The organism is Microbacterium sp. dk485, assembly GCF_004570445.1.
GTDB classification, from domain to species: domain Bacteria; phylum Actinomycetota; class Actinomycetes; order Actinomycetales; family Microbacteriaceae; genus Microbacterium; species Microbacterium wangchenii.
In genome coordinates this window covers 100,570-123,170 of sequence record NZ_SPQW01000002.1, presented here as the reverse complement: position 1 = coordinate 123,170, position 22,601 = coordinate 100,570, and the positions used below count along the sequence as shown (strand labels likewise).

The following is a 22,601-nucleotide window of genomic DNA, read 5'->3' as shown; positions in this document are numbered from 1 at the left end:
CCCGCCCGAGGCCGCCTGTTCCGGGGGGATCAGCCGAGCGCTTCGCCCAGCTCGTACCAGCGGGTCTCGAGATCGTCGCGCTCCGCCTCCATCGCCGCGATCCGCTGCATCTCGGCGGCCAGGCCCGCGTAGTCGGCCTGATCGTGCTCGGCCAGCGCCATGCGGGCGGAGCCGATGTCCTTCTCCAGCTTGCCGATGCGCCGCTCGAGGGCGGCGACCTCCTTCTGCGCGGCACGCAGGTCGGCGCCGGAGAGTCCAGGGGCGGCCGCGACGGGGCCGGCGGCCGATCGCGCGGCGGTATCGGGCTGCGTCCGGCGCAGCCGCAGGTACTCCTCCACGCCGCCGGGCAGGTGACGGAGGTGCCCGTCGAAGATGGCGTACTGCTGATCGGTCACCCGCTCCAGGAAGTACCGGTCGTGCGAGACCACGAGAAGCGTGCCCGGCCACGAGTCCAGGAGGTCCTCCATCGCGGCGAGCATGTCGGTGTCGAGGTCGTTGGTCGGCTCGTCCAGGATCAGCACGTTCGGCTGGTCCAGGAGGATCATGAGCAGCTGCAGGCGGCGCTTCTGGCCTCCGGAGAGATCTCGGACCGGGGTGGACAGCTGCGCGCTGGAGAATCCGAGGCGCTCCAGCAGCTGTCCGGGCGTGAGCTCCTGCGCCTTGGACCCGGCGCCGAACGTGTAGCTGGTGCGCAGGCCCGCGACAACGACCCGCACGGGATCATCGAGGTGATCCTCCAGCTCGTCCAGGCGCTGCGTGAGGGTCGCCACGCGCACGGTCTTGCCGCGCTTGACCCGCCCGGCCGTCGGATGCACCGTGCCGTCGATGAGCCCCAGGAGGGTGGATTTGCCCGCGCCGTTGACGCCGAGGATGCCGGTGCGCTCCCCCGGCGCGATGCGCCACTCGACCCCGCGCAGCACCTCTCGGTCGTCGTACGCGACCGAGACATCGAGCAGGTCGACGACGTCCTTGCCCAGGCGCGAGACGGCGAGGGACTGCAGCGCGACGGGGTCGCGGATCTCCGGCACGTCCGCGATGAGCGCGTTGGCCGCGTCGATGCGGAACTTCGGCTTCGCCGTCCGCGCCGGAGCGCCGCGGCGCAGCCACGCGAGCTCCTTGCGGGCGAGGTTCTGGCGACGCGCCTCGATGGAGGCGGCCTGGCGGTCGCGTTCGACCCGCTGCAGGATGTAGGCGGCATATCCGCCTTCGAAGGCCTCGACGATGCGGTCGTGCACCTCCCACGTGACGGTGCAGACCTCATCGAGGAACCACCGGTCGTGCGTGACGACCAGGAGGCCTCCCGACCCCGCCGGCCAGCGCCGCTTGAGGTGCTCGGCGAGCCACGTGATGCCCTCGACGTCGAGGTGGTTCGTCGGCTCGTCCAGGAACAGCACGTCCCAGTCGCCGACGAGCAGACGCGCCAGCGCGACGCGCCGGCGCTGGCCGCCCGAGAGGGTGCCCAGGGGCGCATCCCACGCCAGGTCGGTCAGCAGGCCCGCGATGACATCGCGCACGCGGGGGTCGCCCGCCCACTCGTGATCGGCGAGGTCGCCGACGACCGCGTGTCCCACGGTGTCGTCGTCGTCGAGGACGTCGGCCTGATCCAGCACGCCGATGCGCACCCCGCCCCGTACCGTCACACGGCCGGAGTCGGGTTGCGCGCGCCCGGCCAGCATCGCCAGCAGGCTGGATTTGCCGTCGCCGTTGCGACCCACGATCCCGATGCGGTCGCCTTCGTTCACGCCGAGTGAGACGGAGTCGAAGACGACGGTGGTGGGGTATTCCAGGTGCAGGGCTTCGGCCCCGAGAAGATGCGCCATGTCCCTCCCAGCCTAGGCGGGCGGGCGTAGCGTGGCCGCCATGAGGCGAACCCGCGTGCGATCCAGCGCGATCGCGTCGGTCGGATACGACCCTGCGACCGCCGTCCTGGAGATCGAGTTCACCAGCGGCGACGTCTACGAGTACTTCGCCGTGCCGCCCTCCGCGCACCGCGGGCTGGTCGAGGCCGAGAGCATCGGCCGGCACTTCCTCGCGCACATCCGCGACGTGTACCCCGACCGGCGCGTGCGGTGAGTGCGGGGCGGGCCGTCGCCGGCCCGCCCCGACGGGTCAGTTCAGGCCGTTCTCCTCCAGCCACGCCTCGGCGATGTCTTCGGAGGACTCCTGGTCGACGGTGCTCTGCACGTTGAGCGCCACGAGTGCCTCGGGGGTCAGAGCGGCGCTGACGGCGTTGAGCACGTCGGCGATCTCGTCGGAGACATCGGCCTGCACGAGCGGCACGACGTTGGAGGCGAGGATCAGGTTCTCCGGGTCCTCCAGCGCGACGATCTCCTCGGTCTCGAACGCGGGGTCGGCGGTGTAGATGTCAGCGATGTTGACCGTGCCGGCCAGCAGGTCCTCGAGCGTGGTGGGGCCGGTCGCGGAGAAGGCCACGTCCACGCCGTAGACCTCCTTCGCCCCTGCCGGTCCGTACGGACGCTCCTCGAACTCCGGTGCCGCGCCGATCGTGAGGGGGACGTCCACCTCCGCCAGGTCGGCGATGGTCGTCAGGCCGTACTGTTCCGCGAACTCGGTCGTGACGGTGTAGGTGTCCTGATCGCTCGCCGGGGCGTACTCGAGGACCGTGAGCCCCTCGGGCAGGGCCTCCTGCAGTGCGGCGTACACCTCATCCGGCGCGGTCGCCGTCGCCGAAGGGTCGAAGTACTCCAGCAGGTTGCCGGTGTACTCCGGGAACACGGTGATGTCGCCGTCCTCGATGGCCGGCATGTACGCGTCGCGCTGGCCGATGTTGAATTGGCGTTCGACGTCGAATCCGGCGTCTTCGAGGGCCTGCGCGTAGATCTCCGCGATGATCTCGTTGGAGTAGTACTCCTGCGAACCGACGACGATGGTGGTGTCGTCGTTCTCGCGGCTGCTCTCCCCACCGGCGGGATTGTCGTCTTCGAGCGGGTTGCTCGATGCGCATCCCGCCAGGAGGAGGGTGCTGACGGTGCCGGCGGCGAGGAGGGCGCCGAGGCGCGAGTGCTTCGCTGTGGACATGGTGTTTCTCTCTCTGTGGGGGTTTTTCAGGATGCCGGAACCGGCCGCGCAGGGGAACCGCCCACCACGGAGCGGGCTGTGACGGTACGCTGTCCGGCCGGGACGACGGCGCGCTGCAGCAGTCCGAGTGCCAGATCGAGCGCGAGCGCCAGGAGGGCCACGAGCAGCGCCGCCCCGAGCACCTGGTCGAACCGCTGGAGCGGGATGCCCTGGATGATCGGATAGCCCAGGCCGCCGAGGTTCACGTAGGCGGCGATCGTGACGGTGGCCACCACCTGCAGCACCGCCGAGCGCAGTCCGCCCACGAGCAGCGGCAGGCCCAACGGCACCTCGACCCGCCACAGGATCTGCCACTCGGTCATCCCCACCGCCCGCGCCGCGTCGATGACGCGGCGGTCGATGGCCTCGAAACCCGTGAAGGCTCCGGCCAGCAGCGGCGGCACGGCCAGCAGCACGAACGTGATCACGGCCGCCTCAACGCGGTGGACGACACCCAGCAGCAGCACCAGGAGGATGAGGAGCCCGAAGGAGGGCACCGCGCGAGCCGCCCCCGACACCGCGAGAGCGATCTCGCGGCCCTTGCCGGTGTGACCGATCGCCCACCCCGCGGGCACGGCGATGACCGCGGCGAGGAGCACCGACACCGCGGTGTACCCCAGCTGCTGTCCGAACAGGGTCGGGAGCGAGTAGCTGCCGGTGAGGCGATCGGGCGAGAAGATCCACGCGAGCGCGTCGAGGAAGAGATTCATGCCGTCCTCCGAGCAGCGACCGCGGACGGGGCGGGGCGGGTCGTGGCGGTGCGCCGCGACCACGGCATGAGCAGACGGCCCGCCAGCACCAGCAGGACGTCGACGACGAGGGCGACCACGACGACGGCGACGATCCCGGCGAACACTTCGCTGAGGATGCGCCGCCCCAGGCCGTTGGTGAAGAGGTAGCCGAGGTTGGTGACCCCCACCAGCGCGCCGACTGTGGCCAGGGAGATCGTGGACACCGCCGCGACACGGAGGCCGGCCAGCACGACCGGCCCCGCCAAGGGGAACTCCACGCCCCAGAACCGCCGGAACGCTCCGAATCCGACGGCGGTGGCGGATGCGCGCACCGCGGCGTCGACGGAGTCGAGACCGTCGGCCACCGAGCGCACCAGGATCGCCACGGCGTAGATCGTCAGCGCCACCAGCAGGTTCAGCTCGCTGGTCGCGCGGTATCCGAACAGCGCGGGCAGGAGGATGAGCAGCGCGAGCGAGGGGATCGTGTACAGCAGGCCCGTGATGCTGATGATCCCGCCGCGCAGCAGGCGGAAGCGGAAGGCGAGCCAGCCGAGGGGCACCGACAGGATGAACCCGGCCGCGATCGCGACGACGCTCTGCCGCAGGTGCACCAGGGTCAGCTCGCCGATCAGGTCGAGGTTGTTCCAGACCCAGGTCACCCCGGCGACTCCTCCACGAGCGACCCCTGCGTGCGGCCGTCGCCGTCGACGACGATCGTGCCGGTCGGGGTGCGCTGCAGCCGCAGGGCCCGCTTCCCCCGCTCGGCGCCGATGAAGTCGGCGACGAATCCGGCTGTCGGGTCGGCGAGGATCTCCTCCGGCGTCCCCTGCTGCGCGATGCGGGCGCCCTTCTCCAGCAGCACCACCTGGTCGCCGAGGAGGAAGGCCTCATCCACGTCGTGCGTGACGAACACGATCGTCTTGCCGATCTCCCGCTGCAGGCGCAGCAGCTCCTGCTGCAACTCGGCGCGGACGATGGGATCCACCGCCCCGAAAGGCTCGTCCATGAGCAGGATGTTCGGATCGGCGGCGAGCCCGCGGGCAACGCCCACGCGCTGCTGCTGTCCGCCGGAGAGCTGGCCGGGATACCGGTCGGCCATGGCGCGGTCCAGTCCGACGGTGTCCATCAGCTCCAGCGCCCGGGCGCGGGCCTCGGCTCGCTTCACGCCCTCCAGCACCGGCACGGTCGCGATGTTCTCCGCCACGGTGAAGTGGGGCAGGAGGCCGGAGTTCTGCATGACGTAGCCGATCTGGCGCCGCAGGCGCACCGGCTCGCGTCCGGCGACGTCCTCCTCGTCGATCGAGACGGTGCCCGAGGTCGGGTCGACCATGCGGTTGATCATGCGCAGCAGGGTCGTCTTGCCGCATCCCGACGAGCCGACCAGCACCGTGGTGCGGCGCGAGGGGAGAACGAGACTGAAGTCCTCCACGGCGTGCGTGCCGTCGGGGAAGACCTTCGACACGTGCGAGAACTCGATCATGAGAGGCGAGGCGTCATTCGACGACCTCGACCTCCTTCCAGAAGGCGACATAGCCGGAGAAGTCTTTGCCGACGCGTTCGATCGCGGTCGGGTAGGGGTCGGGGTAGGCCCATGCCCGGTCGGTGAGTTCACGATCCCCCGCCGCCACGGTGTAGTACTGGCAGGCGCCCTTCCACGGACACGTGTACGGGGTGGGGCTGTCGGAGAGGACGCCGGCGCGGACGCTGTCCGGCGGGAAGTACCAATTGCCCTCGATCGAGATGAGGTCCTGCCGGTCGGCTTCGGCGATCACCGTGCCGTCGAGCACTGCTTTCATGTCTTCCTCCTGCACAGGGCGCCGTCGCCGGCGGTGGGATGGGCGTCACGCTACCCGAGGTCTCCGACGTGGCGCGTGACGCACTCTCGTGTTGTCAGCGCCGCGCGGGCACGGTAAATTCCCGCCGCTCAGATGAGGCGCGCCCCTGGCACCGGACCGTGCACGTGCATCGCGTGCAGGCCGGCCCCCGACAGGCTCACGCGCAGATCCAGCGCGGCGGCCTCGTCGGGTGCCAGGAAAGCCAGGGTGGGGCCGGAGCCGGACACGATGCCCGCCAGCGCTCCGCTGCGCTCCCCCGTCTCCAGCACGGCGGCCAGGTCGGGGCGCAGGTGCAGCGCAGGCGCCTGCAGGTCGTTGCGCAACGAGGCGGCCAGCATGCCCGCATCTCCCTGGCGCAGCGCGTGCAGCACGCCGGGGTCCACCGCCGGGCGGCGCGGCGCCCGCCCGATGTCGGCGAGGTGGCGCTCGCGATGCGCGTCCAGCTCCCGGTACACCACCGGGGTGGACATCCCCTCGTCACTCGGAACCAGCACCCAGTCGAAGCGACCCCTGGCCAGGGCGGAGCTCACCTCGTCGCCGCGTCCGGTTCCCACCGCGGTGCCGCCCAGCAGGGCGAAGGGCACGTCGGCGCCCAGGCGCGCGGCCAGGCGCAGCAGCTCGGCGGTGGAGAGCCCGGTCTCCCACAGCGCGTCGCATGCGACCAGGGCGGCCGCCGCATCCGCCGATCCGCCGCCCATGCCGCCGGCCACCGGCACCGCCTTGCGGATCTCCAGGTGCACACCCGCCCGCACTCCGGTGGCGTGCGCGAGGAGGCGTGCCGCGCGGACGGCGAGATTGCGGTCGTCGGTGGGGACCTCGTCCAGGTCGATGGCGCCGGAGACCGCGACCGTGATGCCATCGGCGGGGCTGGCCCACAGCTCCTCGTAGATCGACACGGCCTGGTAGGCCGTGGCGACCTCGTGGTATCCGTCGTCCTGGACGTCGCCGACTTCGAGGAAGACGTTGATCTTCCCGGGCGCGCGGACGTGGACGGCGTCGCTGGGGGTGGCCAGGCTCACCGGGCCGATTCCGCCCAGCGATCGAGATCGATCGTGTCGGCCAGCGCGTCGATGCGCTCCAGCTCTTCGGTGTCGAATGCCGGCCCGTTCACGGCGGCGAGGTTGTCGTCCAGCTGCTCGACGCGGGAGGCGCCGATCAGCGCGGAGGCCACGGTCGGCTCCCGCAGCACCCACTGGATCGACATCTGCGCGAGCGTCTGACCGCGCTCCTTGGCGATCAGGTTGAGCCCGCGCAGCGCCGAGACCGCCGCGTGCGGGAGGGGCGCGTCCGGGAGGGAGGAGCGGCGCTGGGCGCGCTGGGCACGGCCGTCGCCGAGGTACTTGTCGGTGAGGACCCCCTGGGCAAGGGGGGTGAAGGCGATCGCCCCCATCCCCTCCTGCGCGAGGACGCCGGTCAGTCCGTCCTCGACCCAGCGGTTCACGATCGAGTACGACGGCTGATGGATGATCAGCGGCGTCCCGAGCGACCGAGCCACCGCCGCCGCCACGGCGGTCTGCTTCTCGTCGTACTGGGAGATCCCGACGTACCGGGCCTTCCCCTGGCGCACGAGCGTGTCCAGTGCCCCGATCGTCTCCTCGATGGGGGTGACGGGGTCTGGACGGTGCGAGTAGAAGATGTCGACGTAGTCCAGGCCCATGCGGCGCAGCGACTGCTCGGCGCTGGCGAGGATGTACTTGCGCGATCCGAGGTCGCCGTACGGGCCCGGCCACATGTCCCACCCGGCCTTGGACGACACGATCAGCTCGTCGCGGTACGGGTGCAGATCTTCGCGCATCGCCCGGCCGAAGTTCGTCTCGGCGGAGCCGTAGGGCGGGCCGTAATTGTTCGCCAGATCGAAGTGCGTGACCCCCCGATCGAAGGCGTGCCGCAGCAGCTCGCGCTGGCGGTCGAAGGGGATGTTGTCGCCGAAGTTCCACCACAATCCGAGGGACACCGGCGGGAGGTACACTCCAGACGTACCCACCTGTCGGTAGTCGGTCGTCGCATAGCGATCCCCGGCAGCGGCGTAGGGGCGATGGAGGTCGGAGACGTCCGGGCGGAAGCGCGGTCGGTCGGTCACCCTCCGACCCTAGCGCGCACCCCCGGAACGAACGACCCCTCGGTGAAACCCGGTCGTAACGGGACTGATCTACCGTGGGCCCACTCCGCGTCCGCGGAGGAGCCCGCCCCTGAATGTTCTCGGAAGGAGAGCCCAGTGCGTCGATTCGTTCCCCTCCCCACTGAAATCGATCCGTGGCGGGCTCTGCTCGCCCGCGAGGACGTTCGCCTCCTCGACGGCGTGCTCCACCTCGTCACCGACGAGGTATCCCCCGCCGAGGCGCTGTCGCAGGACCTCCTCGACGTCGCCGACGCCCTGGAGGCGGCCGGGATCGACGTGCTCCTGGTCCGCGACAGCAACCGGCGCCCCAAGCTCGTCGCGGACGCCCGCACGGCTCCGGCGGCACTGGCGGCGCTGCGATCCGCGCGCCCCGGCGAGCCCTTCTACCTCAAGGGCCGCGGGGCCGACCCGGTGCCGATGCACGGAGTGGTCGTGGAAGCCGACGCCCTCGCCTCGTACGCGGTGTTCCGGCCGCGCACGAGCACCAACGGCGCCTACCGTTACGGCTCCTCGCTTGCTCCGCGGCTGGAGTTCTGGCGGTTCGGCGACACCCTCGTGGAGGCGCCCCGCCCCACCGTCCTCACCCGGCGCGTGACGCCGCGCGAAGACGTCGCTTTCGTGCGCACCGAGCGCTACGGCCGCTCGTGGCGGACGCTGGCCGGCATGTTCGACCCGCACCCCGACGAGGTCCGCGTCGACATCGACATGGTCTTCTCGTGGGTGGACGGATCGTCGACGGAGTTCCAGCGTCAGCGCGCCGCCCAGATGGACGGCTACGTCGTGGGCGACGGCGACGACTCGCCCGCCCGGTTCCGCCAGATCGACGAACTGCGCTACGCACTGCGCAGCGTCCACATGTACGCGCCGTGGGTGCGACGGATCTTCATCGCGACCGACTCCCCCCGGCCGGCCTGGCTCGCCGAGCACCCGAACGTGACCCTCGTGCGCAGCGAGGAGTTCTTCGCCGACACCGCCGTGCTGCCCACGCACAACTCCCACGCCGTCGAGGCGCAGCTGCACCGCATCAAGGGGCTGGCCGAGCACTTCCTCTACAGCAACGACGACATGTTCTTCGGCCGCCCGGTGACCCCGGAGCTGTTCTTCAGCGCCGGCGGCGTCAGCCGTTTCGTGGAGAGCGGCGTGCGCATCGGCACGGGCGCGCCGCATCCGGGGCGATCAGGGCACGACAACGGCCTGCGGGTGAACCGTGCGCTGCTGCAGGAGCGTTTCGGGCGTGTGATCACGCACGACCTGGAGCACTGCGCCGTACCGATGCGGCGCTCGGTCGCCGCTGAGCTGGAGCGCGAGTTCGCCGCGGACTATGCCCGCACCGCGGCCAACCGCTTCCGCGCCGCCACCGACATCTCCGTCACCAACAGCCTGTACCACTACTACGCGCTGCTGACGGGGCGGGCCGTGGTCACGCGCGAGCCGCGCGTGCAGTACGTGCAGACCACGCAGCTGGACTCCCTGCGCACCATGGAGCGGCTCGTCACGCGACGCGACACCGACATGTTCTGCCTCAACGACGGCAGCGTGCCCGAGATCCCGGAGGAGATGCGGGTGCGCGCCCTGCGCTCGTGCCTGGAGCGGGCCTTCCCGGTGCGCGCGCCGTGGGAGCACCCCGACGTCAGCGCAGGACCGGCAGCGGAGCGGTCGGCGGTGCTGTCCGGCTGAGGTCGGCCGAGGAGGTGGGCACTTCGATGCCCGCCTCGCGCAGGCGCACCGCGGAGGCGGCGGCGTCGACGTACTGCAGCGGCGGCGCATCCACCAGCGGCACGACCGAGTGCACGATCGTGTGGTCGTACACGTGGATGAGGTTGAACCCCTGTGCCGCGTCGTGCGGACGCGTGCCCCCCACCGGCACGGTCAGATCCTGCGTGTAGCACGTGGCCGACGCGACCGACACGGGGATGCCGGCGAAGGTGGCGAACGTGGAGTAGTGCAGGTGGCCGCCGATGATGGCGCGCACGTCGGTGCCCCGCAGCACGCGTGCCAGCCGCGCCTGGTCGCGCAGCTCCACGGTCGCGGCGAGGTCCAGCACGCTGGGCACCGGAGGATGGTGCAGCGCCAGGATCGTGCCGTGCGGGGCGGGGGTGGCGAGCACGTCGGCCAGCCACCGCAGTTGCGCGTCGGAGACCTCCCCGTGGTGGGAGCCGGGCACCGTGGTGTCCAGCGTGACGATCCGCAGTCCGTCCACCTCGTCCACACGGTCCACGGGGGCGGTCGGGTCCGATTCGTCGCCCGGCATCAGCTGCGCCCGGAAGGCCGTGCGGTCATCGTGGTTGCCCATCACCCAGATGACCTTCGCGCCCAGGCGTTCGGCGAGCGGTTCGACCAGCTCCCGCACCCGCGCGTACGCCTCGCCCTCGCCGTGATCGGCCAGGTCGCCGGTGAACACCAGCGCGTCGGGGCGGACCCCGGAGGCTTCGATCGCCGTGAGCGCCCGGGCGAGGGAGGCCTCGCTGTCGATCGCGTCGTACAGACGTGATCCGAGGGCACGCACGTGCGTGTCACTGAGATGGAGCAGGATGCGTTCGGCTTTCGGGTACTCGGCGTACCGCATGACTCCCCTTCGCGCCGGCGGGTGCGGCGATCTGGTGTTCGGCTCTTGCGTTCCGCGTCAAATGTTACCGGCATGTTTCGGGAGCGGGCCGGTAACGGGCGGGGAACGCGCCGTGAACGCGTCAGGAAGCGCCGCTGGCCGCCATCGCGCGCGCGACGCGGAGGAAGTCGTCGATCGACAGCTCCTCCCCGCGCGCCGTCGGCGCCACCCCGGCGCTCTCCAGCACCGCGGATGCGGCCGCCGACGAGCCCCCCAGCACCGCGGCGAGGGCCTGCCGCAGCATCTTGCGGCGCTGCTGGAACGCCGCATCCACGATCGCGAAGGTGCGGCGACGCTCCTCCTCGGTGCCGCGCGGCCGGGCGTCGCGGGAGAAGGCCACCAGCACCGAGTCGACGTTCGGCACCGGCCAGAAGACGTGACGCGACACCGTTCCGGCCAGCCGCCACGGTCCGTACCAGGCCGCCTTGGCGCTGGGCGAGCCGTACACCTTCGATCCGGGCGGGGCGGCCAGGCGCTCCCCCACCTCGGCCTGCACCATGACGACCCCCCGCGTGAGAGCCGGGAACGTCTCCAGGAAGTGCAGCAGCACCGGCACCGAGACGTTGTACGGCAGATTGGCCACGAGCACGTCCGGTTCGCCGGGGAGCTCGGTGATGCGCAGGGCGTCGGCGCACACGACGGTGAGCGCCCCGTCGGTCACGCCGTGCTCGCGTGCCGTGGCCGGCAGGCGCTCGGCGAGACGGGAGTCGATCTCCACGGCCACGACCTCCGCACCCTGCTCGAGCACCGCGAGGGTCAGCGATCCGAGGCCCGGGCCGATCTCCACGACCCGATCCTGCGGCGTGACGGCGGCCACCTGCACGATCTTGCGGACGGTGTTGGCGTCGACGACGAAGTTCTGGCCCAGCTTCTTGGTGGGAACGACGTCCAGGTCCGCGGCGAGGCGGCGGATCTCGGTCGCGCCGAGGAGGGAGATGGGCATCCCTTCACTGTAGCCAGCCGCCGATGCAAGGCCTCATCCGCGACGAGGGCGCGAGGTATACGGTGGCCCCCATGAGCAAAACCGGCACCATCCCGGCAGACGCCTTCTCGATGCGCAGCCCCTTCGGGCGCCGCGCGGTGGGACTGTCCGTGGCCGCCGCCGTGGGCGGGTTCCTGTTCGGATTCGACTCCTCGGTCATCAACGGCGCCGTGGACTCCATCGAGGGCAACTTCGGGCTCTCCGACTTCCTCACCGGGCTCGTCGTCGCCGTCGCGCTGCTGGGCTGTGTGGCGGGCGCGATCCTCGCCGGCGCACTGTCCGATCGCTTCGGGCGGCTGAAGGTCATGATGCTCGGCGCGGTGCTGTTCCTGGTCTCCTCCGTCGGGTCGGGACTGACTTTCAGCGTCCCCGATCTCATCGTGTGGCGCGTCATCGGTGGCCTGGGCATCGGCATCGCCTCGGTCGTCGCGCCCGCCTACATCGCCGAGATCGCGCCGCGGCAGATCCGCGGCAGCCTCGCGTCGCTGCAGCAGCTGGCGATCACGCTCGGCATCTTCGCGGCGCTCCTCTCCGACGCCCTGTTGGCGAACGCCGCCGGCGGCGCATCGCAGCAGTTGTGGCTGGGCATGGAGGCGTGGCGATGGATGTTCCTCGTCGGCGTCGTGCCGGCGGCGGTGTACGGCATCCTGGCGTTCCTGGTGCCGGAGTCACCGCGCTACCTCATCGCGAAGGGCCGGTTCGACGAGGCGAAGGAGATCTTCTCCCGCCTGGTGCCACCGGCCGACCTCGACAAGACGATGAACGAGCTCACGCACGCGATCGAGTCCGACCGCGCCAATTCGGGCGTGAGCCTGCGCGGCAAGTCGCTGGGCCTGCAGCCGATCGTGTGGATCGGCATCATCCTCTCGGTGTTCCAGCAGTTCGTCGGGATCAACGTGATCTTCTACTACTCCACGACGCTGTGGAAGGCGGTCGGGTTCGACGAGAGCAACGCGCTGCTGGTGAGCGTCATCACGTCGGTGACGAACGTGCTGGTGACCCTCATCGCGATCTGGCTCGTCGACCGCGTGGGACGCAAGCCGATCCTGATGACCGGCTCGGTCATCATGACCCTGTCGCTGGGCACGATGGCCCTGGCCTTCTCGTTCGCAGAGGGGTCGGGCGAGGACGTCTCCCTGCCGGGCGCGTGGGGGCCCATCGCGCTGGTGGCGGCGAACCTGTTCGTCGTCGGATTCGGCGCATCCTGGGGCCCGCTGGTGTGGGTGCTGCTGGGCGAGATCTTCCCCAGCCGCATCCGCGGCAAGGCGCTGGGCGTGGCCGCGGCCGCGCAGTGGCTGGCGAACTTCGCGATCACCGTGTCGTTCCCGCCGATGTCGGGCTGGTCGCTGCCGCTGACCTACGGCATGTACGCCTTCTTCGCGGCGCTGTCGTTCCTGTACGTGTGGTGGAAGATCCCCGAGACCAAGGGCATGGAACTCGAGCAGACCGAGACCCTGTTCGTGCAGAAGCCCAAGCCCGCGAAGCGCTGAGCCGCGAGCCCCTGTCCCTGGTCCGCGAGACTGCAGCCCACCGGCCAGACCGCGACATAATGCCGCGGTCTCGCCGGTGGCGTGCAGTGTCGCGGAGAGGACGCCGGCGGGCCGGGACGGCCGGATGCTAGAGCAGGGTCCCCCCGGAGACCTCGATGCGTTCGGCCGTCATCCAGCGCAGCTCGCTGGCGGCGAGGGCCGCGATGGCATCGGCGATCTCGTCGGGCCGGCCCACGCGACCGAGCGCGGTGTGGGCCGCCAGGCTGCTGCGCAGTTCGGGGTCGTCCCGCATGGCGCCGCCGTTGAAGTCGGTGGCCGTCGGTCCGGGAGCGATGCTGTTGATGCGGATGCCGCGGGGCCCCAGCTCCACGGCCAGGCTCCGGGTGAGGGCCTCCACCGCCGTCTTCGACGCTGCGTAGAGCGAGGTTCCGGGGCTGACGTGGCGGGTGAGGGAGGTGGAGACGTTGATGATGCGACCGCCCTCGCCGATGTGGGGGGCCAGTGCCTGGATGAGGAAGAACGTGCCGCGCAGGTTCGTTCCGATGAGGGCGTCGAAATCCGCCACGGTGGCGTCTTCGAGTCGGCCGAACAGCCCGATCCCGGCGTTGTTCACCAGCACGTCGATCCGGGAACGCCCCCACCGTTCGTCGATATCGCGCCGCAGCGAGGCCGTGAAATCGGCGAAGGAAGCGACATCCGCCAGGTCGAGACGCGCAGCGATGGCCTCGCCGCCCTCGGCGCGGATGTCCTCCACGGCGCCGGACGCCTCGTCGGCATCGCCCCGGTAGGTGAGGACCACGGCGAGCCCCCGCTGCGCGAGGGCGCGGGCGGTTGCTCGGCCGAGGCCCCGGTTGCCCCCGGTGACGACGGCGATTCGAGGGGGGTTCTCGGTCATTCGGAGTCTCCTTCCGGGAACTCCACGCTGACGAGCGGACTCCCCTGCATCCATTCGTCGAGCGGTGCGACCGGCTGCGGGATGCCGGCCGGGTTCCAGGGCTGATTGAGGTCGGCGATGATCGCAGTGAACACGGCCTCCCGCCGGGCGGGATCGAGCACCGGAGTGCCCACTGCCGGCAGATCAGCCCGCACGCCGTTCTTGAGATGGAACACGAAGGCGGGGTTCGCCACGATGTTCGCGTACCAGCTGCGGCGCGCCGGCGTGGTGGAGAGGTAGATGCGCCCGTCGACCCGGTAGAACCACACCTCGATGCGCCGCGGCCTGCCGGTGCGCGCGCCGGTCGTGGTGATGTCGATCGTGCGCTCGCGAGCGCCTGAAGCCGGGGTGATCGCCAAGGCCCGTTCGATTCGAGATTCCATCCCGCTCCTAAGTAAGTATCTCTTTACTTATACACTAGACGCGGGATGGGGTCGCGGCAAGCGGCGGCACGGAAGGAAGGAGTGGTCATGGGGCAGCGGGACGCGAGCGCGACTCGCGCGCGGATCCTCTCGGCCGCGGTGGCGGAGTTCGCAGCCCATGGCTACTCGGGCGGCAGGGTCGAGCGCATCGCGAAGGAAGCCGAGAGCAATGTGCGCATGATCTACGCCTACTTCGGCAACAAGAGCGGGCTCTTCGACGCGGCGCTCTCGGACGTGATCGTGCGGATGGCGCAAGAGGTGCCCCCTCAGCCGTCCGATCTGCCGGGGTGGGTGGGCGACCTCTTCGATTTCCATCAGCGTCACCCCGAGGTGCTGCGCATCTGCCTCTGGGCTCAGCTCGAGAGGCCTGACGCCGCCTCAGAGCCGCTCGAGACCTACCTCGCGAAGGTCGAGTCCGTGCAGCCGCACGCGCCGACGGCCATCGGCGCGGTGAATCTCCTCGTCATCATCTACGCCGTCGCGCAGGCCTGGCAGCTCGCGCCGATCGGCCTCCTGGCGGCCGACGCGCACGCCGACACCGACACGAGGCGCGCCGCCGCGGTCGAAGCGGTCACCCGCATCCTCGCCTGACGGGGTCGTTGGTCCGCGAGGCTGCAGCCCACCGGCGAGACCGCGACATAATGCCGCGGTCTCGCCGGTGGCGTGCAGTCTCGCGGACGGAGGGAGCCCGGATCAGTCGAACGAGCCGTAGACCGCGGTGGTGGTCGCGGCCAGCTGCGCGCAGAACTCGTCGAGGTCGACGCCCATCTCGGCTGCCATGAAGCGCACCGTGACCGGGATCAGGTACGGGGCGTTGGGGCGCCCGCGCAGCGGCGTGGGCGTGAGGAACGGAGCATCCGTCTCCACCAGGATGCGATCGCGCGGCGTCACCGCGAGGGCGTCACGCAGGTTCTGTGCATTCTTGAACGTCACGTTGCCGGCGAAGGAGAGGTAGTACCCGCGCTCGGCGGCGATGCGCGCCATCGCCTCGTCGCCGGAGAAGCAGTGGAACACCGTCCGCTCCGGCGCACCCACGCGCTCCAGCGTCTCCAGCACCGCGTCGTGGGCGTCGCGATCGTGGATCTGCATCGCGATCCCGTGCTTCTTCGCCAGCGCGATGTGCGCCTCGAACGAGCGGAACTGCGCCGGGAGCCCCGCCTCGTCGGTGCGGAAGAAGTCCAGCCCCGTCTCGCCGATCGCCCGGACGCGCGGCTGCGCGGCCAGCTCGTCGATGACGGCGATCGCCGCGTCCAGCTCCCCCGCCTCCGCATATGCCGGCGCCTCGTTCGGGTGGATCGCGACGGCGGCGAGCACACGGGGGTGGGATGCGGCGGCCCACGCCGACCACCGCGACGACGCCACATCGCCCCCTGCCTGCACGACCCCGTGCACGCCGACGGCGACGGCGCGCTCGAGCTGTTCGTCCAGGGAGAGCCCGGCCTCGCCGTCTTCGATCTCGAGGTGCGCGTGGTTGTCGTACACCGCGACCGGGAGTGCGTCGGGGGGCTCGGGGTAGCTCACCTCGCGCGTCCCCTTCTCGCGCTGGCGGACGTACTGCGAGGGGTCGGCGGGCAGAGGCGGGCGGGACGCGGACATCGGCGGGGTCAGGCGGTCTGCTCGACGCGCGGGAACAGCGGCGCCAGGCCGTTGACCGACGTGCCCGGGCGCAGGACGCCCCATCCGCCGGCCTCGCGCAGCGGCTGGTCCTGGAGACGTCCAAGCGTCTCGGCCGCGCCGAGGGCGATCCACAGCTTCTCCGTCGCCTCCGGCATCACCGGCGACAGCAGCACCGCGAGGGCGCGCAGGCCCTCCGCCGCGGTGTAGAGCACCGTACCCAGGCGCGTGCGCTGTGCGTCGTCCTTCGCGAGGGCCCACGGCTCGTTCTCGGTGATGTAGCCGTTCAGCTCCGTCACGATCGTCCAGATCGCGTGGATGGCCTCGTCGATGCGGAACCGCTCCATCGCCGCGTCCGCGGCGGCCGCGGCATCGGCCACGACGGCCTGGATGCGGCGGTCGGCCTCGGTGTACTCCCCCGGCGGCGGGACGATGCCCTCGTAGTACCGCTCGATCATCGCCACGGTGCGCGAGGCGAGGTTGCCGAAGCCGTTGGCGAGCTCGGCCTGGTAGCGGGCGGAGAGGTCCTCCCACGAGAACGATCCGTCCTGCCCGAACGCGATGGCCGAGAGGAAGTAGAACCGGTAGGCGTCGGAGCCGAACACGTCGGTGATCTCGGTGGGCGCGATGCCGGTGAGCTTGGACTTCGACATCTTCTCGCCCCCCACGAGCAGCCAGCCGTGCGCGAAGACGCCGCGCGGCACCTCCAGGCCCGCCGCCATCAGCATCGCGGGCCAGATCACGGCGTGGAAGCGCAGGATGTCCTTGCCCACGACGTGGTACGCCGGCCAGCGCCGGGCGAACTGCTCCGGATCGGTGCCGTAGCCCACCGCGGTGGCGTAGTTCAGCAGCGCGTCGACCCACACGTAGATGACGTGCGAATCGTCCCACGGCACCCGGATGCCCCAGTCGAACGTCGAGCGCGAGATCGAGAGGTCCTTCAGGCCGTTCTTGACGAAGGAGATCACTTCGTTGCGCGCTGAGTCCGGGCGCAGGAAGTCCGGCTCGTTCTTGTACAGCTCGAGCAGCTTGTCCTGGAACTCGCTGAGCTTGAAGAAGTAGTTCTTCTCCTGCAGCAGCTCCAGCGGCTTGGAGTGGATCACGCAGACCTTCAGGCCCTCGAAGGCTCCCGTGCCGTCGACGATCTCCGACTCCGGCTTGAACTCCTCGCAACCGACGCAGTACAGCGCCTCGTACTCCCCGGCGTAGATGTACCCGGCGTCGTAGAGCGTCTGGAAGAACACCTGCACGTTGCGCTCGTGGCGCTCCTGGGTGGTGCGGATGAAGTCGTCGTTGGCGACGTCGAGGGTCTCCAGCAGCGGGAACCACGACTCGCTCACGAGCTTGTCGACCCACTGCTGCGGCGTCACGCCGTTCGCGGCGGCCGCGCGCAGCATCTTCTGGCCGTGCTCGTCGGTGCCGGTGAGCATCCACGTGTCGTCGCCGCTCTGCCGGTGCCAGCGCGCGAGGGTGTCCACGGCCACGGTCGTGTATCCGTGGCCGATGTGGGGCACGTCGCTCGGGTAGTAGATCGGCGTCGTGATGTAGAAGGATCGGCCGGTGCTCACCTGAGGATTCTACGGGGGCCGGTGCGCGCGATCGGCCGTGTGACGCCGGCGCTACGTGCGGGAGGTCAGCGCGGCCTGGTACAGCTCGCGGGAGGAGTGGCCGGTGTGGGCGGCGACTTCGGATGCGGCATCCTTCAGCCGCGCGCCGGCGCTCTTGAGCTCGAGCACCTGCGCGACGGCGTCGGGGAACGACGTCTCCCTCGGCGCGGCGCCGCCGACCACGAGTGCGATCTCGCCGCGCACGCCGCCCCGTGCCCATTCGGCGAGCTCGCCGAGGGGCCCGCGGACGACCTCTTCGTGCAGCTTCGTCAGCTCGCGGCACACCGCGGCGGGGCGATCCGCGCCGAACGCGGCCGCGAGGTCGTCGAGCGTGGCGGCCAGGCGCGAGGGCGCCTCGAAGAACACCAGCGTGCGCGGCTCGGAGGCGAGCGCGGCCAGTGCGGCGCGCCGCTCGCCGGGTTTGCGCGGCGGGAAGCCTTCGAAGGCGAATCGGTCGGTGGGAAGGCCCGACACGGCGAGGGCCATCAGCACGGCGCTCGGGCCGGGGAGGGCGGTCACGGTGACCCCGGCACGGGCCGCCGCCGACACCAGGCCGTACCCGGGGTCGCTCACGGTCGGCATGCCGGCGTCGCTGAGGACGAGCACGTCGCGGTCGCGCGCGAGGGCGACGAGGTCGTCGGCGCGCTCCTTCTCGTTGTGGTCGTGCAGCGCGATCAGGCGCGGCCGGTTCTCCACTCCGAGGGCGGCGAGCAGCCGCTGGGTCGTGCGGGTGTCCTCCGCGGCGATCACCTCGACGGAGGACAGCGCCTCGATGAGGCGCCGGGACGCGTCGCCGAGATTGCCGATCGGCGTCGCACCCAGGATGATCACGGCCCCAGCTTAGGCTGGGCGCGTGACGTCGACCGCCGAGCATCCGCCGCCCGCAGCGGTCTCGACGCGGCTGGAGCGGTGGCGCGCCCGGGTGCACGCCGACCCCGCCCGATCGCGGCTGTACGCGTGGCTCGCGCCGCTGCTCGTGACGCTCCTGGCCGGCGTGCTTCGGTTCGCAGGGCTGGGGCATCCGGAGTCGATCGTCTTCGACGAGACGTATTACGTGAAGGACTCCTGGAGCCAGTGGGTGCTCGGCTATCCGGCGACCTGGCCCGCGGACGCGGACGCGAGGTTCGTCGCCGGCGAGACCGACATCTTCACCGCCACCGGCAGCTACGTCGTGCACCCGCCGCTGGGCCGCATCCTCATCGGCGCGGGCATGGCACTGTTCGGCCCGGACTCCTCCACCGGATGGCGCTTCTCGGTGGCGGTCCTGGGCACCGCGAGCGTGCTCGTGCTGTACCTCCTCGCCCACAGCCTGACCCGGTCGCGCCTGTTCGCGACGGTCGCCGCGTTCCTCCTCGCCATCGACGGGGTCGCGATCGTGATGAGCCGCATCGCGCTGCTGGACGGCATCCTGACCTTCTTCGTCCTCCTGGCGTTCTGGTTCACGGCGCTGGATCGCCGGGGATCGCTCGCGCGCCTGGCTGCGCTGACCGCCGCGCGCGCCGGAGACCCGCCGGCCGTGAGGTGGGGGCCGGTCCTGTGGGCCCGCCCGTGGCTGGTCGCGGCCGGTGCGGCGGCGGGGGCGGCCACGGCGGTGAAGTGGTCGGGGCTGTACGTTCTGGCCGCCATCGGCCTGTACGCGGTGGTGACCGACGCGCTCGCCCGCCGCCGCGCCGGCATCCGGATGTGGCCTGCCGACGCGGCGCTGCGGCAGGGGCCGGCATCGTTCCTGCTCCTGGTCCCCATCGCCGCGGTCGTGTACGTGGCGTCGTGGACCGGCTGGCTCGCCAGCGACGGCGGCTACTCGCGGCACGCCGTGGACGCCGCTCCTGCGACCGGGGTGTGGGCATGGGTGCCGCTGGCACTGCAGAACCTGTGGGCCTACCACCAGTCCATCTACGCATTCCACGTCGGGCTCACCACCCCGCACGGGTACGCGAGCCCCGCGTGGCAGTGGCCCCTGCTGGTGCGGCCGACCTCGATGCACTGGCAGCAGGATGCCGCCGGCACCGCCGGCTGCGCACTGCCGGCGGGATGCACCGAGTCCATCTCGAGCCTGCCCAACCCCGTCGCCTGGTGGGCGGGCGTGGCCGCGGTCGTCTTCCTCGCCGTGCGCTTCGTTGTGGCGCGGGACTGGCGCTACGCGTTCGTCCTGACCGGCCTGGCCGCCACCTACGGACCGTGGCTGCTGTACCCCGACCGCACGATCTTCCAGTTCTACACGGTCGTGATGGTGCCCTTCCTCCTGTTCGCACTGACCTTCGCGCTGCGGGAGATCGCCGGACCGCCCACGGCTCCCCTGCCCCGTCGGCTCAGCGGGCAGCGCGTGGTCGTGGTCTTCCTCGTCGTGGTGACGCTCGTCTCGGCCTTCTGGTATCCGGTGTGGACGGGTCTGCCGGTGCCCTACCAGTTCTGGCAGCTGCACAACTGGATGATCACGTGGATCTAGCCGAGGTCCTCCGGATCGCTCACGGGGAGCCGGCACGCGAACCCGCGGCAGTCGTACGCGGTGGCGCGACCCTCCAGCGCGGTCTTCCCCTCGAACAGCGACAGCCCCGCCGCCGCGAGGGACTCGGCCTGCTCGGGCGAGATCAGCGCGAGGATGTCGGCGCGGACGCGACGGGCGCGCTGCGCCAGCGGTGACCCCGGGTCGCCGACCACGACGAGCTGGTGAGGCGCCTCGGCCAGCCCGGCGGCGACTTCCAGCAGCGCGCCGTGCGCGACGGGGGCCGCGAGGGCGGCGGGGGCGGCGGCCTGGACGAGCGTGAGGGCGACGGAGCGGTAGCGCTCGCCGGCGCCGGCCTGCCACAGCGCGAGCGCCGCGGCGGCGAGCGCCGACGGCCCCGAGGGAGCGGCACCGTCGCTCGGAACGCCGGCGGCCTGCACCCCCTGCGCCACGAGCACCGGATCCCCGCCGCCGGGGACGACGATCGTGCCGTCCTCACCCACGCACGCGTCGACGAGTTCGCGGGCGCGCACGGCGTACGCCGGCTCTCCCGTCGCCAGCGCGAGGGACAGCAGGCCGCGCGCGAGGCCGCCGTAGTCTTCAAGGGTGGCCGGGGCGGAGGAGACGATCTCATCCAGCGACGCACGGCGCAGCATCCCGTCGGGGCCGACGTTGGTCTCCAGCACCGCGTCCGCCGCCCACCGCGCGGCCTCCAGGAGCCGCTCGTCGCCGAGCACCGTGCCGGCGCGGGCCAGTGCGGCGATCGCGTGCCCGTTCCACCCGGTGACGATCTTGCCGTCCAGCGCCGGGGGCTGCAGCCCTGCGCGACCCTGGGCATCGCGGGCGTAGTAGCCCCCCTCGCTGCGGGCGCCGTCGATGATCGACTCGGAGTCCTGTGCGGCGGCGATCCCGCCGCTGGGCTGCTGCAGGACCTCGACGAGGAACCGCGCCGCGTCACGTGCGATGTCCTCCTCCCCCGCATCCAGGGCCGCATCGATGAGCCCGGCGTTGTCGGTGAGCATGCGCTCGTAGTGCGGCACCGTCCAGTCGCGGCGGGTCGCGTAGCGGAAGAAGCCGCCGTCCACGGGGTCGTGCAGCTCGGAGGCGGCCATCGCCCGCAGCGCCCGGCGCGCCACGTCCGCCGACTCCGGAGCGGCCTCGGCGAGCGCCTCGCACGCGAGGAAGCGCAGCACCGGGACGTTGGGGAACTTCGGCGTCTCCATCCCCAGGCCCGCGGCGAATCCGCCGAACTCGCGATCCTCGGCGGCGACGAGCCCGCGTGCGGCGGCGGCGAGCTCCGCCAGCGACGGCGGCGCGTCGGCGCCGGGCGTCGCGGCCTCGGCGATCGCCTGGCGCAGGGCCTCGCCGGTGCGCTCGACCTCGCCGCGCCGCTGCGTCCACGCCTCGCGCACCGCGGCGAGCACGTCACGGAAGGCCGGCATCCCCCCGCGCGCCTCGTCCGGCCAGTACGTCCCCGCGTAGAACACCGCGCCGCCGGGAGTGGTGAACACCGTCAGCGGCCAGCCGAGGTTGCGCGTGAACGCCGACGCGGCGTCGAGGTACGCGGCATCCACGTCGGGATGCTCCTCACGGTCGACCTTGATCGCCACGAATCCGTCGTTGATGATCGCGGCGGTCGCGTCGTCGGCGAAGGACTCCCGCGCCATGACGTGGCACCAGTGGCACGTGGAGTACCCGATCGACACGAGCACCGGCACGTCGCGGCGCTGCGCCTCGGCGAACGCCTCCGGGCCCCACGGGTACCACGCGACCGGGTTGGTCGCGTGGAGCCGCAGGTAGGGGCTGGAGGCGTTCGCGAGGCGGTTCAGCTCAGTTCACCTCATCCGGGTGCGACGCGACGCGGCCCGACCCGTCCTGCGGGTCGATGGAGTCGATCGCGGCCATCTCTGCGTCGCTGAGCTCGAAGTCGAAGATGTCGAAGTTCTCCTCCAGGCGCTCGCGGCGCACCGACTTGGGGAAGACGATGAACCCGCGCTGGATGTGCCAGCGCAGCACCGCCTGGGCGGGCGTCTTGCCGTGCGCGGCGGCGGCCTCGGCGACGGCGCGGATGCCGAACAGGTCGTACTTGCCCTGCCCGAGCGGCCCCCACGACTCGATGTGCATGTCGTGCGCCGCGCCCCACTCGACGATGTCGCTGCGCGAGTAGGCCGGGTGCAGCTCGATCTGGTCGACGACGGGGGTGACGCCGGTGGCCTCGACGATGCGGTCCAGGTGGGGCACGAGGAAGTTCGAGACGCCGATGGAGCGCGTGTGCCCCGCATCCCGGATCTCGATCATCTTCTCCCACGCGTGGAGGTAGTTGTCCTTCGCCGGGGTGGGCCAGTGGATGAGGTAGAGGTCCACCTGCTCCAGGCCGAGCTTCTCCAGGCTCTCGGCGATGGCCGCGTGCGGCTCTTCGCCGTCGTGGCGGTCGTTCCAGAGCTTCGTGGTGATGAACAGCTCGTCGCGCGGGATCCCGCTGGCGGCGATCGCCGCGCCCACGCCCTTCTCGTTGCCGTAGATCGCGGCGGTGTCGATGTGGCGGTATCCCACCTCGAGTGCTTCGGTGACCGCCCGCTCGGTGTCATCCGGCGGAACCAGGAAGACACCGTAGCCGAGCTGGGGGATGCTGTTGCCGTCGTTGAGCGCAACCATGGGAATCGTCATGCCCTCAGCCTAGGAGCCGCGCCCGCCGCCGCGAGCGGGGGTTGACGTCACCCCCGCAGGCGAGGCATCACATT

22 protein-coding genes are annotated in these 22,601 nt (G+C 71.2%); 5 read left to right on the top strand and 17 right to left on the bottom strand.

Annotated features, from left to right (window positions below):
* Nucleotides 1-29: 29 nt before the first annotated feature.
* On the bottom strand, nucleotides 30-1,820 hold the full coding sequence (locus E4V99_RS11215; RefSeq protein ID WP_135067812.1) for an ABC-F family ATP-binding cassette domain-containing protein: 1,791 nt from the start codon (nucleotides 1,818-1,820) through the stop codon (nucleotides 30-32).
* A gap of 40 nt (nucleotides 1,821-1,860) precedes the next feature.
* On the opposite strand from E4V99_RS11215, the gene E4V99_RS11210 reads away from it, so the two are divergent.
* Nucleotides 1,861-2,073, top strand: coding sequence for a KTSC domain-containing protein (locus E4V99_RS11210; RefSeq protein WP_135117323.1), 213 nt, complete (start codon nucleotides 1,861-1,863; stop codon nucleotides 2,071-2,073).
* A gap of 36 nt (nucleotides 2,074-2,109) precedes the next feature.
* Here E4V99_RS11210 and E4V99_RS11205 read toward each other — a convergent pair whose 3' ends face one another.
* The 7 genes from E4V99_RS11205 to E4V99_RS11175 form a co-directional block, all read right to left on the bottom strand.
* The gene (locus tag E4V99_RS11205; RefSeq protein ID WP_135067816.1) at nucleotides 2,110-3,039 is read right to left on the bottom strand and encodes an ABC transporter substrate-binding protein; all 930 of its coding nucleotides are present in this window, start codon (nucleotides 3,037-3,039) and stop codon (nucleotides 2,110-2,112) included.
* Between the two features lie 26 nt (nucleotides 3,040-3,065).
* Nucleotides 3,066-3,788, bottom strand: a complete 723-nt coding sequence (locus E4V99_RS11200) for an ABC transporter permease subunit (protein WP_135067818.1) — start codon at nucleotides 3,786-3,788, stop codon at nucleotides 3,066-3,068.
* A complete protein-coding gene (locus tag E4V99_RS11195; protein ID WP_135067820.1) occupies nucleotides 3,785-4,468 on the bottom strand; it encodes an ABC transporter permease subunit in 684 nt (227 codons plus the stop codon). Before E4V99_RS11195 ends, E4V99_RS11200 begins: the two co-directional genes overlap by 4 nt.
* Complete coding sequence (locus E4V99_RS11190; protein ID WP_135067822.1) at nucleotides 4,465-5,289, bottom strand: ATP-binding cassette domain-containing protein; 825 nt, start codon at nucleotides 5,287-5,289, stop codon at nucleotides 4,465-4,467. Before E4V99_RS11190 ends, E4V99_RS11195 begins: the two co-directional genes overlap by 4 nt.
* Nucleotides 5,290-5,302: 13 nt before the next feature.
* Nucleotides 5,303-5,605 carry a DUF427 domain-containing protein gene (locus E4V99_RS11185; RefSeq protein WP_135067824.1) on the bottom strand — a complete coding sequence of 101 codons (303 nt, stop codon included), beginning with the start codon at nucleotides 5,603-5,605 and terminating at the stop codon, nucleotides 5,303-5,305.
* A 128-nt stretch (nucleotides 5,606-5,733) separates the two neighbouring features.
* A complete protein-coding gene (locus tag E4V99_RS11180) occupies nucleotides 5,734-6,663 on the bottom strand; it encodes a 4-(cytidine 5'-diphospho)-2-C-methyl-D-erythritol kinase (RefSeq protein ID WP_167758124.1) in 930 nt (309 codons plus the stop codon).
* Entirely contained in the window at nucleotides 6,660-7,724 is a 1,065-nt protein-coding gene (locus E4V99_RS11175; protein WP_135067826.1) for an aldo/keto reductase, read from the bottom strand. The genes E4V99_RS11180 and E4V99_RS11175 overlap by 4 nt, the downstream gene beginning before the upstream one ends.
* A 135-nt stretch (nucleotides 7,725-7,859) precedes the next feature.
* On the opposite strand from E4V99_RS11175, the gene E4V99_RS11170 reads away from it, so the two are divergent.
* Nucleotides 7,860-9,440 carry a stealth conserved region 3 domain-containing protein gene (locus E4V99_RS11170; protein ID WP_245233165.1) on the top strand — a complete coding sequence of 527 codons (1,581 nt, stop codon included), beginning with the start codon at nucleotides 7,860-7,862 and terminating at the stop codon, nucleotides 9,438-9,440.
* Here the strand turns inward: E4V99_RS11170 and E4V99_RS11165 are convergent.
* Nucleotides 9,394-10,329 carry a phosphodiesterase gene (locus E4V99_RS11165; RefSeq protein WP_135117321.1) on the bottom strand — a complete coding sequence of 312 codons (936 nt, stop codon included), beginning with the start codon at nucleotides 10,327-10,329 and terminating at the stop codon, nucleotides 9,394-9,396. The two genes, E4V99_RS11170 and E4V99_RS11165, sit on opposite strands and share 47 nt — an antisense overlap.
* A gap of 121 nt (nucleotides 10,330-10,450) precedes the next feature.
* Nucleotides 10,451-11,311, bottom strand: coding sequence for a 16S rRNA (adenine(1518)-N(6)/adenine(1519)-N(6))-dimethyltransferase RsmA (rsmA, locus tag E4V99_RS11160; RefSeq protein WP_135117320.1), 861 nt, complete (start codon nucleotides 11,309-11,311; stop codon nucleotides 10,451-10,453).
* Nucleotides 11,312-11,382: 71 nt separating this feature from the next.
* Here rsmA and E4V99_RS11155 point away from each other — a divergent pair, with 71 nt between their 5' ends.
* Nucleotides 11,383-12,840 (top strand): sugar porter family MFS transporter, encoded by a 1,458-nt coding sequence (locus E4V99_RS11155; protein WP_135117319.1) that lies wholly within the window; start codon nucleotides 11,383-11,385, stop codon nucleotides 12,838-12,840.
* Between the two features lie 127 nt (nucleotides 12,841-12,967).
* On the opposite strand, the gene E4V99_RS11150 is transcribed toward E4V99_RS11155, so the two are convergent.
* Together E4V99_RS11150 and E4V99_RS11145 are read right to left on the bottom strand one after the other, a co-directional pair.
* Entirely contained in the window at nucleotides 12,968-13,735 is a 768-nt protein-coding gene (locus E4V99_RS11150; RefSeq protein ID WP_135117318.1) for an SDR family oxidoreductase, read from the bottom strand.
* Entirely contained in the window at nucleotides 13,732-14,157 is a 426-nt protein-coding gene (locus E4V99_RS11145; RefSeq protein WP_135117317.1) for a nitroreductase/quinone reductase family protein, read from the bottom strand. The genes E4V99_RS11150 and E4V99_RS11145 overlap by 4 nt, the downstream gene beginning before the upstream one ends.
* An 87-nt stretch (nucleotides 14,158-14,244) precedes the next feature.
* Here E4V99_RS11145 and E4V99_RS11140 point away from each other — a divergent pair, with 87 nt between their 5' ends.
* Nucleotides 14,245-14,787 carry a TetR family transcriptional regulator gene (locus E4V99_RS11140; RefSeq protein WP_135117316.1) on the top strand — a complete coding sequence of 181 codons (543 nt, stop codon included), beginning with the start codon at nucleotides 14,245-14,247 and terminating at the stop codon, nucleotides 14,785-14,787.
* A gap of 102 nt (nucleotides 14,788-14,889) precedes the next feature.
* Here the strand turns inward: E4V99_RS11140 and E4V99_RS11135 are convergent, their stop codons facing one another.
* Genes E4V99_RS11135 through rsmI form a run of 3 tightly spaced genes read right to left on the bottom strand, consistent with a single transcriptional unit; the run spans nucleotide 14,890 to nucleotide 18,248 of the window.
* Complete coding sequence (locus E4V99_RS11135) at nucleotides 14,890-15,792, bottom strand: TatD family hydrolase (protein WP_135067842.1); 903 nt, start codon at nucleotides 15,790-15,792, stop codon at nucleotides 14,890-14,892.
* Nucleotides 15,793-15,800: 8 nt separating this feature from the next.
* Entirely contained in the window at nucleotides 15,801-17,378 is a 1,578-nt protein-coding gene (gene metG, locus E4V99_RS11130; RefSeq protein WP_135067844.1) for a methionine--tRNA ligase, read from the bottom strand.
* 51 nt (nucleotides 17,379-17,429) lie between these two features.
* Nucleotides 17,430-18,248 (bottom strand): 16S rRNA (cytidine(1402)-2'-O)-methyltransferase, encoded by an 819-nt coding sequence (gene rsmI / locus E4V99_RS11125; protein WP_135067846.1) that lies wholly within the window; start codon nucleotides 18,246-18,248, stop codon nucleotides 17,430-17,432.
* A 22-nt stretch (nucleotides 18,249-18,270) separates the two neighbouring features.
* On the opposite strand from rsmI, the gene E4V99_RS11120 reads away from it, so the two are divergent.
* On the top strand, nucleotides 18,271-19,863 hold the full coding sequence (locus E4V99_RS11120) for a phospholipid carrier-dependent glycosyltransferase (RefSeq protein ID WP_240742685.1): 1,593 nt from the start codon (nucleotides 18,271-18,273) through the stop codon (nucleotides 19,861-19,863).
* On the opposite strand, the gene E4V99_RS11115 is transcribed toward E4V99_RS11120, so the two are convergent.
* Together E4V99_RS11115 and E4V99_RS11110 are read right to left on the bottom strand one after the other, a co-directional pair.
* Nucleotides 19,860-21,689, bottom strand: coding sequence for a DUF255 domain-containing protein (locus E4V99_RS11115; protein WP_135117315.1), 1,830 nt, complete (start codon nucleotides 21,687-21,689; stop codon nucleotides 19,860-19,862). The two genes, E4V99_RS11120 and E4V99_RS11115, sit on opposite strands and share 4 nt — an antisense overlap.
* Before the next feature lies 1 nt (nucleotide 21,690).
* A complete protein-coding gene (locus E4V99_RS11110) occupies nucleotides 21,691-22,527 on the bottom strand; it encodes an aldo/keto reductase (protein ID WP_135067850.1) in 837 nt (278 codons plus the stop codon).
* Nucleotides 22,528-22,601: the final 74 nt, after the last annotated feature.

Bases quoted from the DNA above. Each gene is read 5' to 3' on its own strand.
- E4V99_RS11215 (WP_135067812.1), bottom strand. From the start codon at position 1,820: ATGGCGCATCTTCTCGGGGCCGAAGCCCTGCACCTGGAATACCCCACC.
- E4V99_RS11210 (WP_135117323.1), top strand. From the start codon at position 1,861: ATGAGGCGAACCCGCGTGCGATCCAGCGCGATCGCGTCGGTCGGATAC.
- E4V99_RS11205 (WP_135067816.1), bottom strand. From the start codon at position 3,039: ATGTCCACAGCGAAGCACTCGCGCCTCGGCGCCCTCCTCGCCGCCGGC.
- E4V99_RS11200 (WP_135067818.1), bottom strand. From the start codon at position 3,788: ATGAATCTCTTCCTCGACGCGCTCGCGTGGATCTTCTCGCCCGATCGC.
- E4V99_RS11190 (WP_135067822.1), bottom strand. From the start codon at position 5,289: ATGATCGAGTTCTCGCACGTGTCGAAGGTCTTCCCCGACGGCACGCAC.
- E4V99_RS11185 (WP_135067824.1), bottom strand. From the start codon at position 5,605: ATGAAAGCAGTGCTCGACGGCACGGTGATCGCCGAAGCCGACCGGCAG.
- E4V99_RS11165 (WP_135117321.1), bottom strand. From the start codon at position 10,329: ATGCGGTACGCCGAGTACCCGAAAGCCGAACGCATCCTGCTCCATCTC.
- rsmA (WP_135117320.1), bottom strand. From the start codon at position 11,311: ATGCCCATCTCCCTCCTCGGCGCGACCGAGATCCGCCGCCTCGCCGCG.
- E4V99_RS11155 (WP_135117319.1), top strand. From the start codon at position 11,383: ATGAGCAAAACCGGCACCATCCCGGCAGACGCCTTCTCGATGCGCAGC.
- E4V99_RS11150 (WP_135117318.1), bottom strand. From the start codon at position 13,735: ATGACCGAGAACCCCCCTCGAATCGCCGTCGTCACCGGGGGCAACCGG.
- E4V99_RS11145 (WP_135117317.1), bottom strand. From the start codon at position 14,157: ATGGAATCTCGAATCGAACGGGCCTTGGCGATCACCCCGGCTTCAGGC.
- E4V99_RS11140 (WP_135117316.1), top strand. From the start codon at position 14,245: ATGGGGCAGCGGGACGCGAGCGCGACTCGCGCGCGGATCCTCTCGGCC.
- E4V99_RS11135 (WP_135067842.1), bottom strand. From the start codon at position 15,792: ATGTCCGCGTCCCGCCCGCCTCTGCCCGCCGACCCCTCGCAGTACGTC.
- E4V99_RS11110 (WP_135067850.1), bottom strand. From the start codon at position 22,527: ATGACGATTCCCATGGTTGCGCTCAACGACGGCAACAGCATCCCCCAG.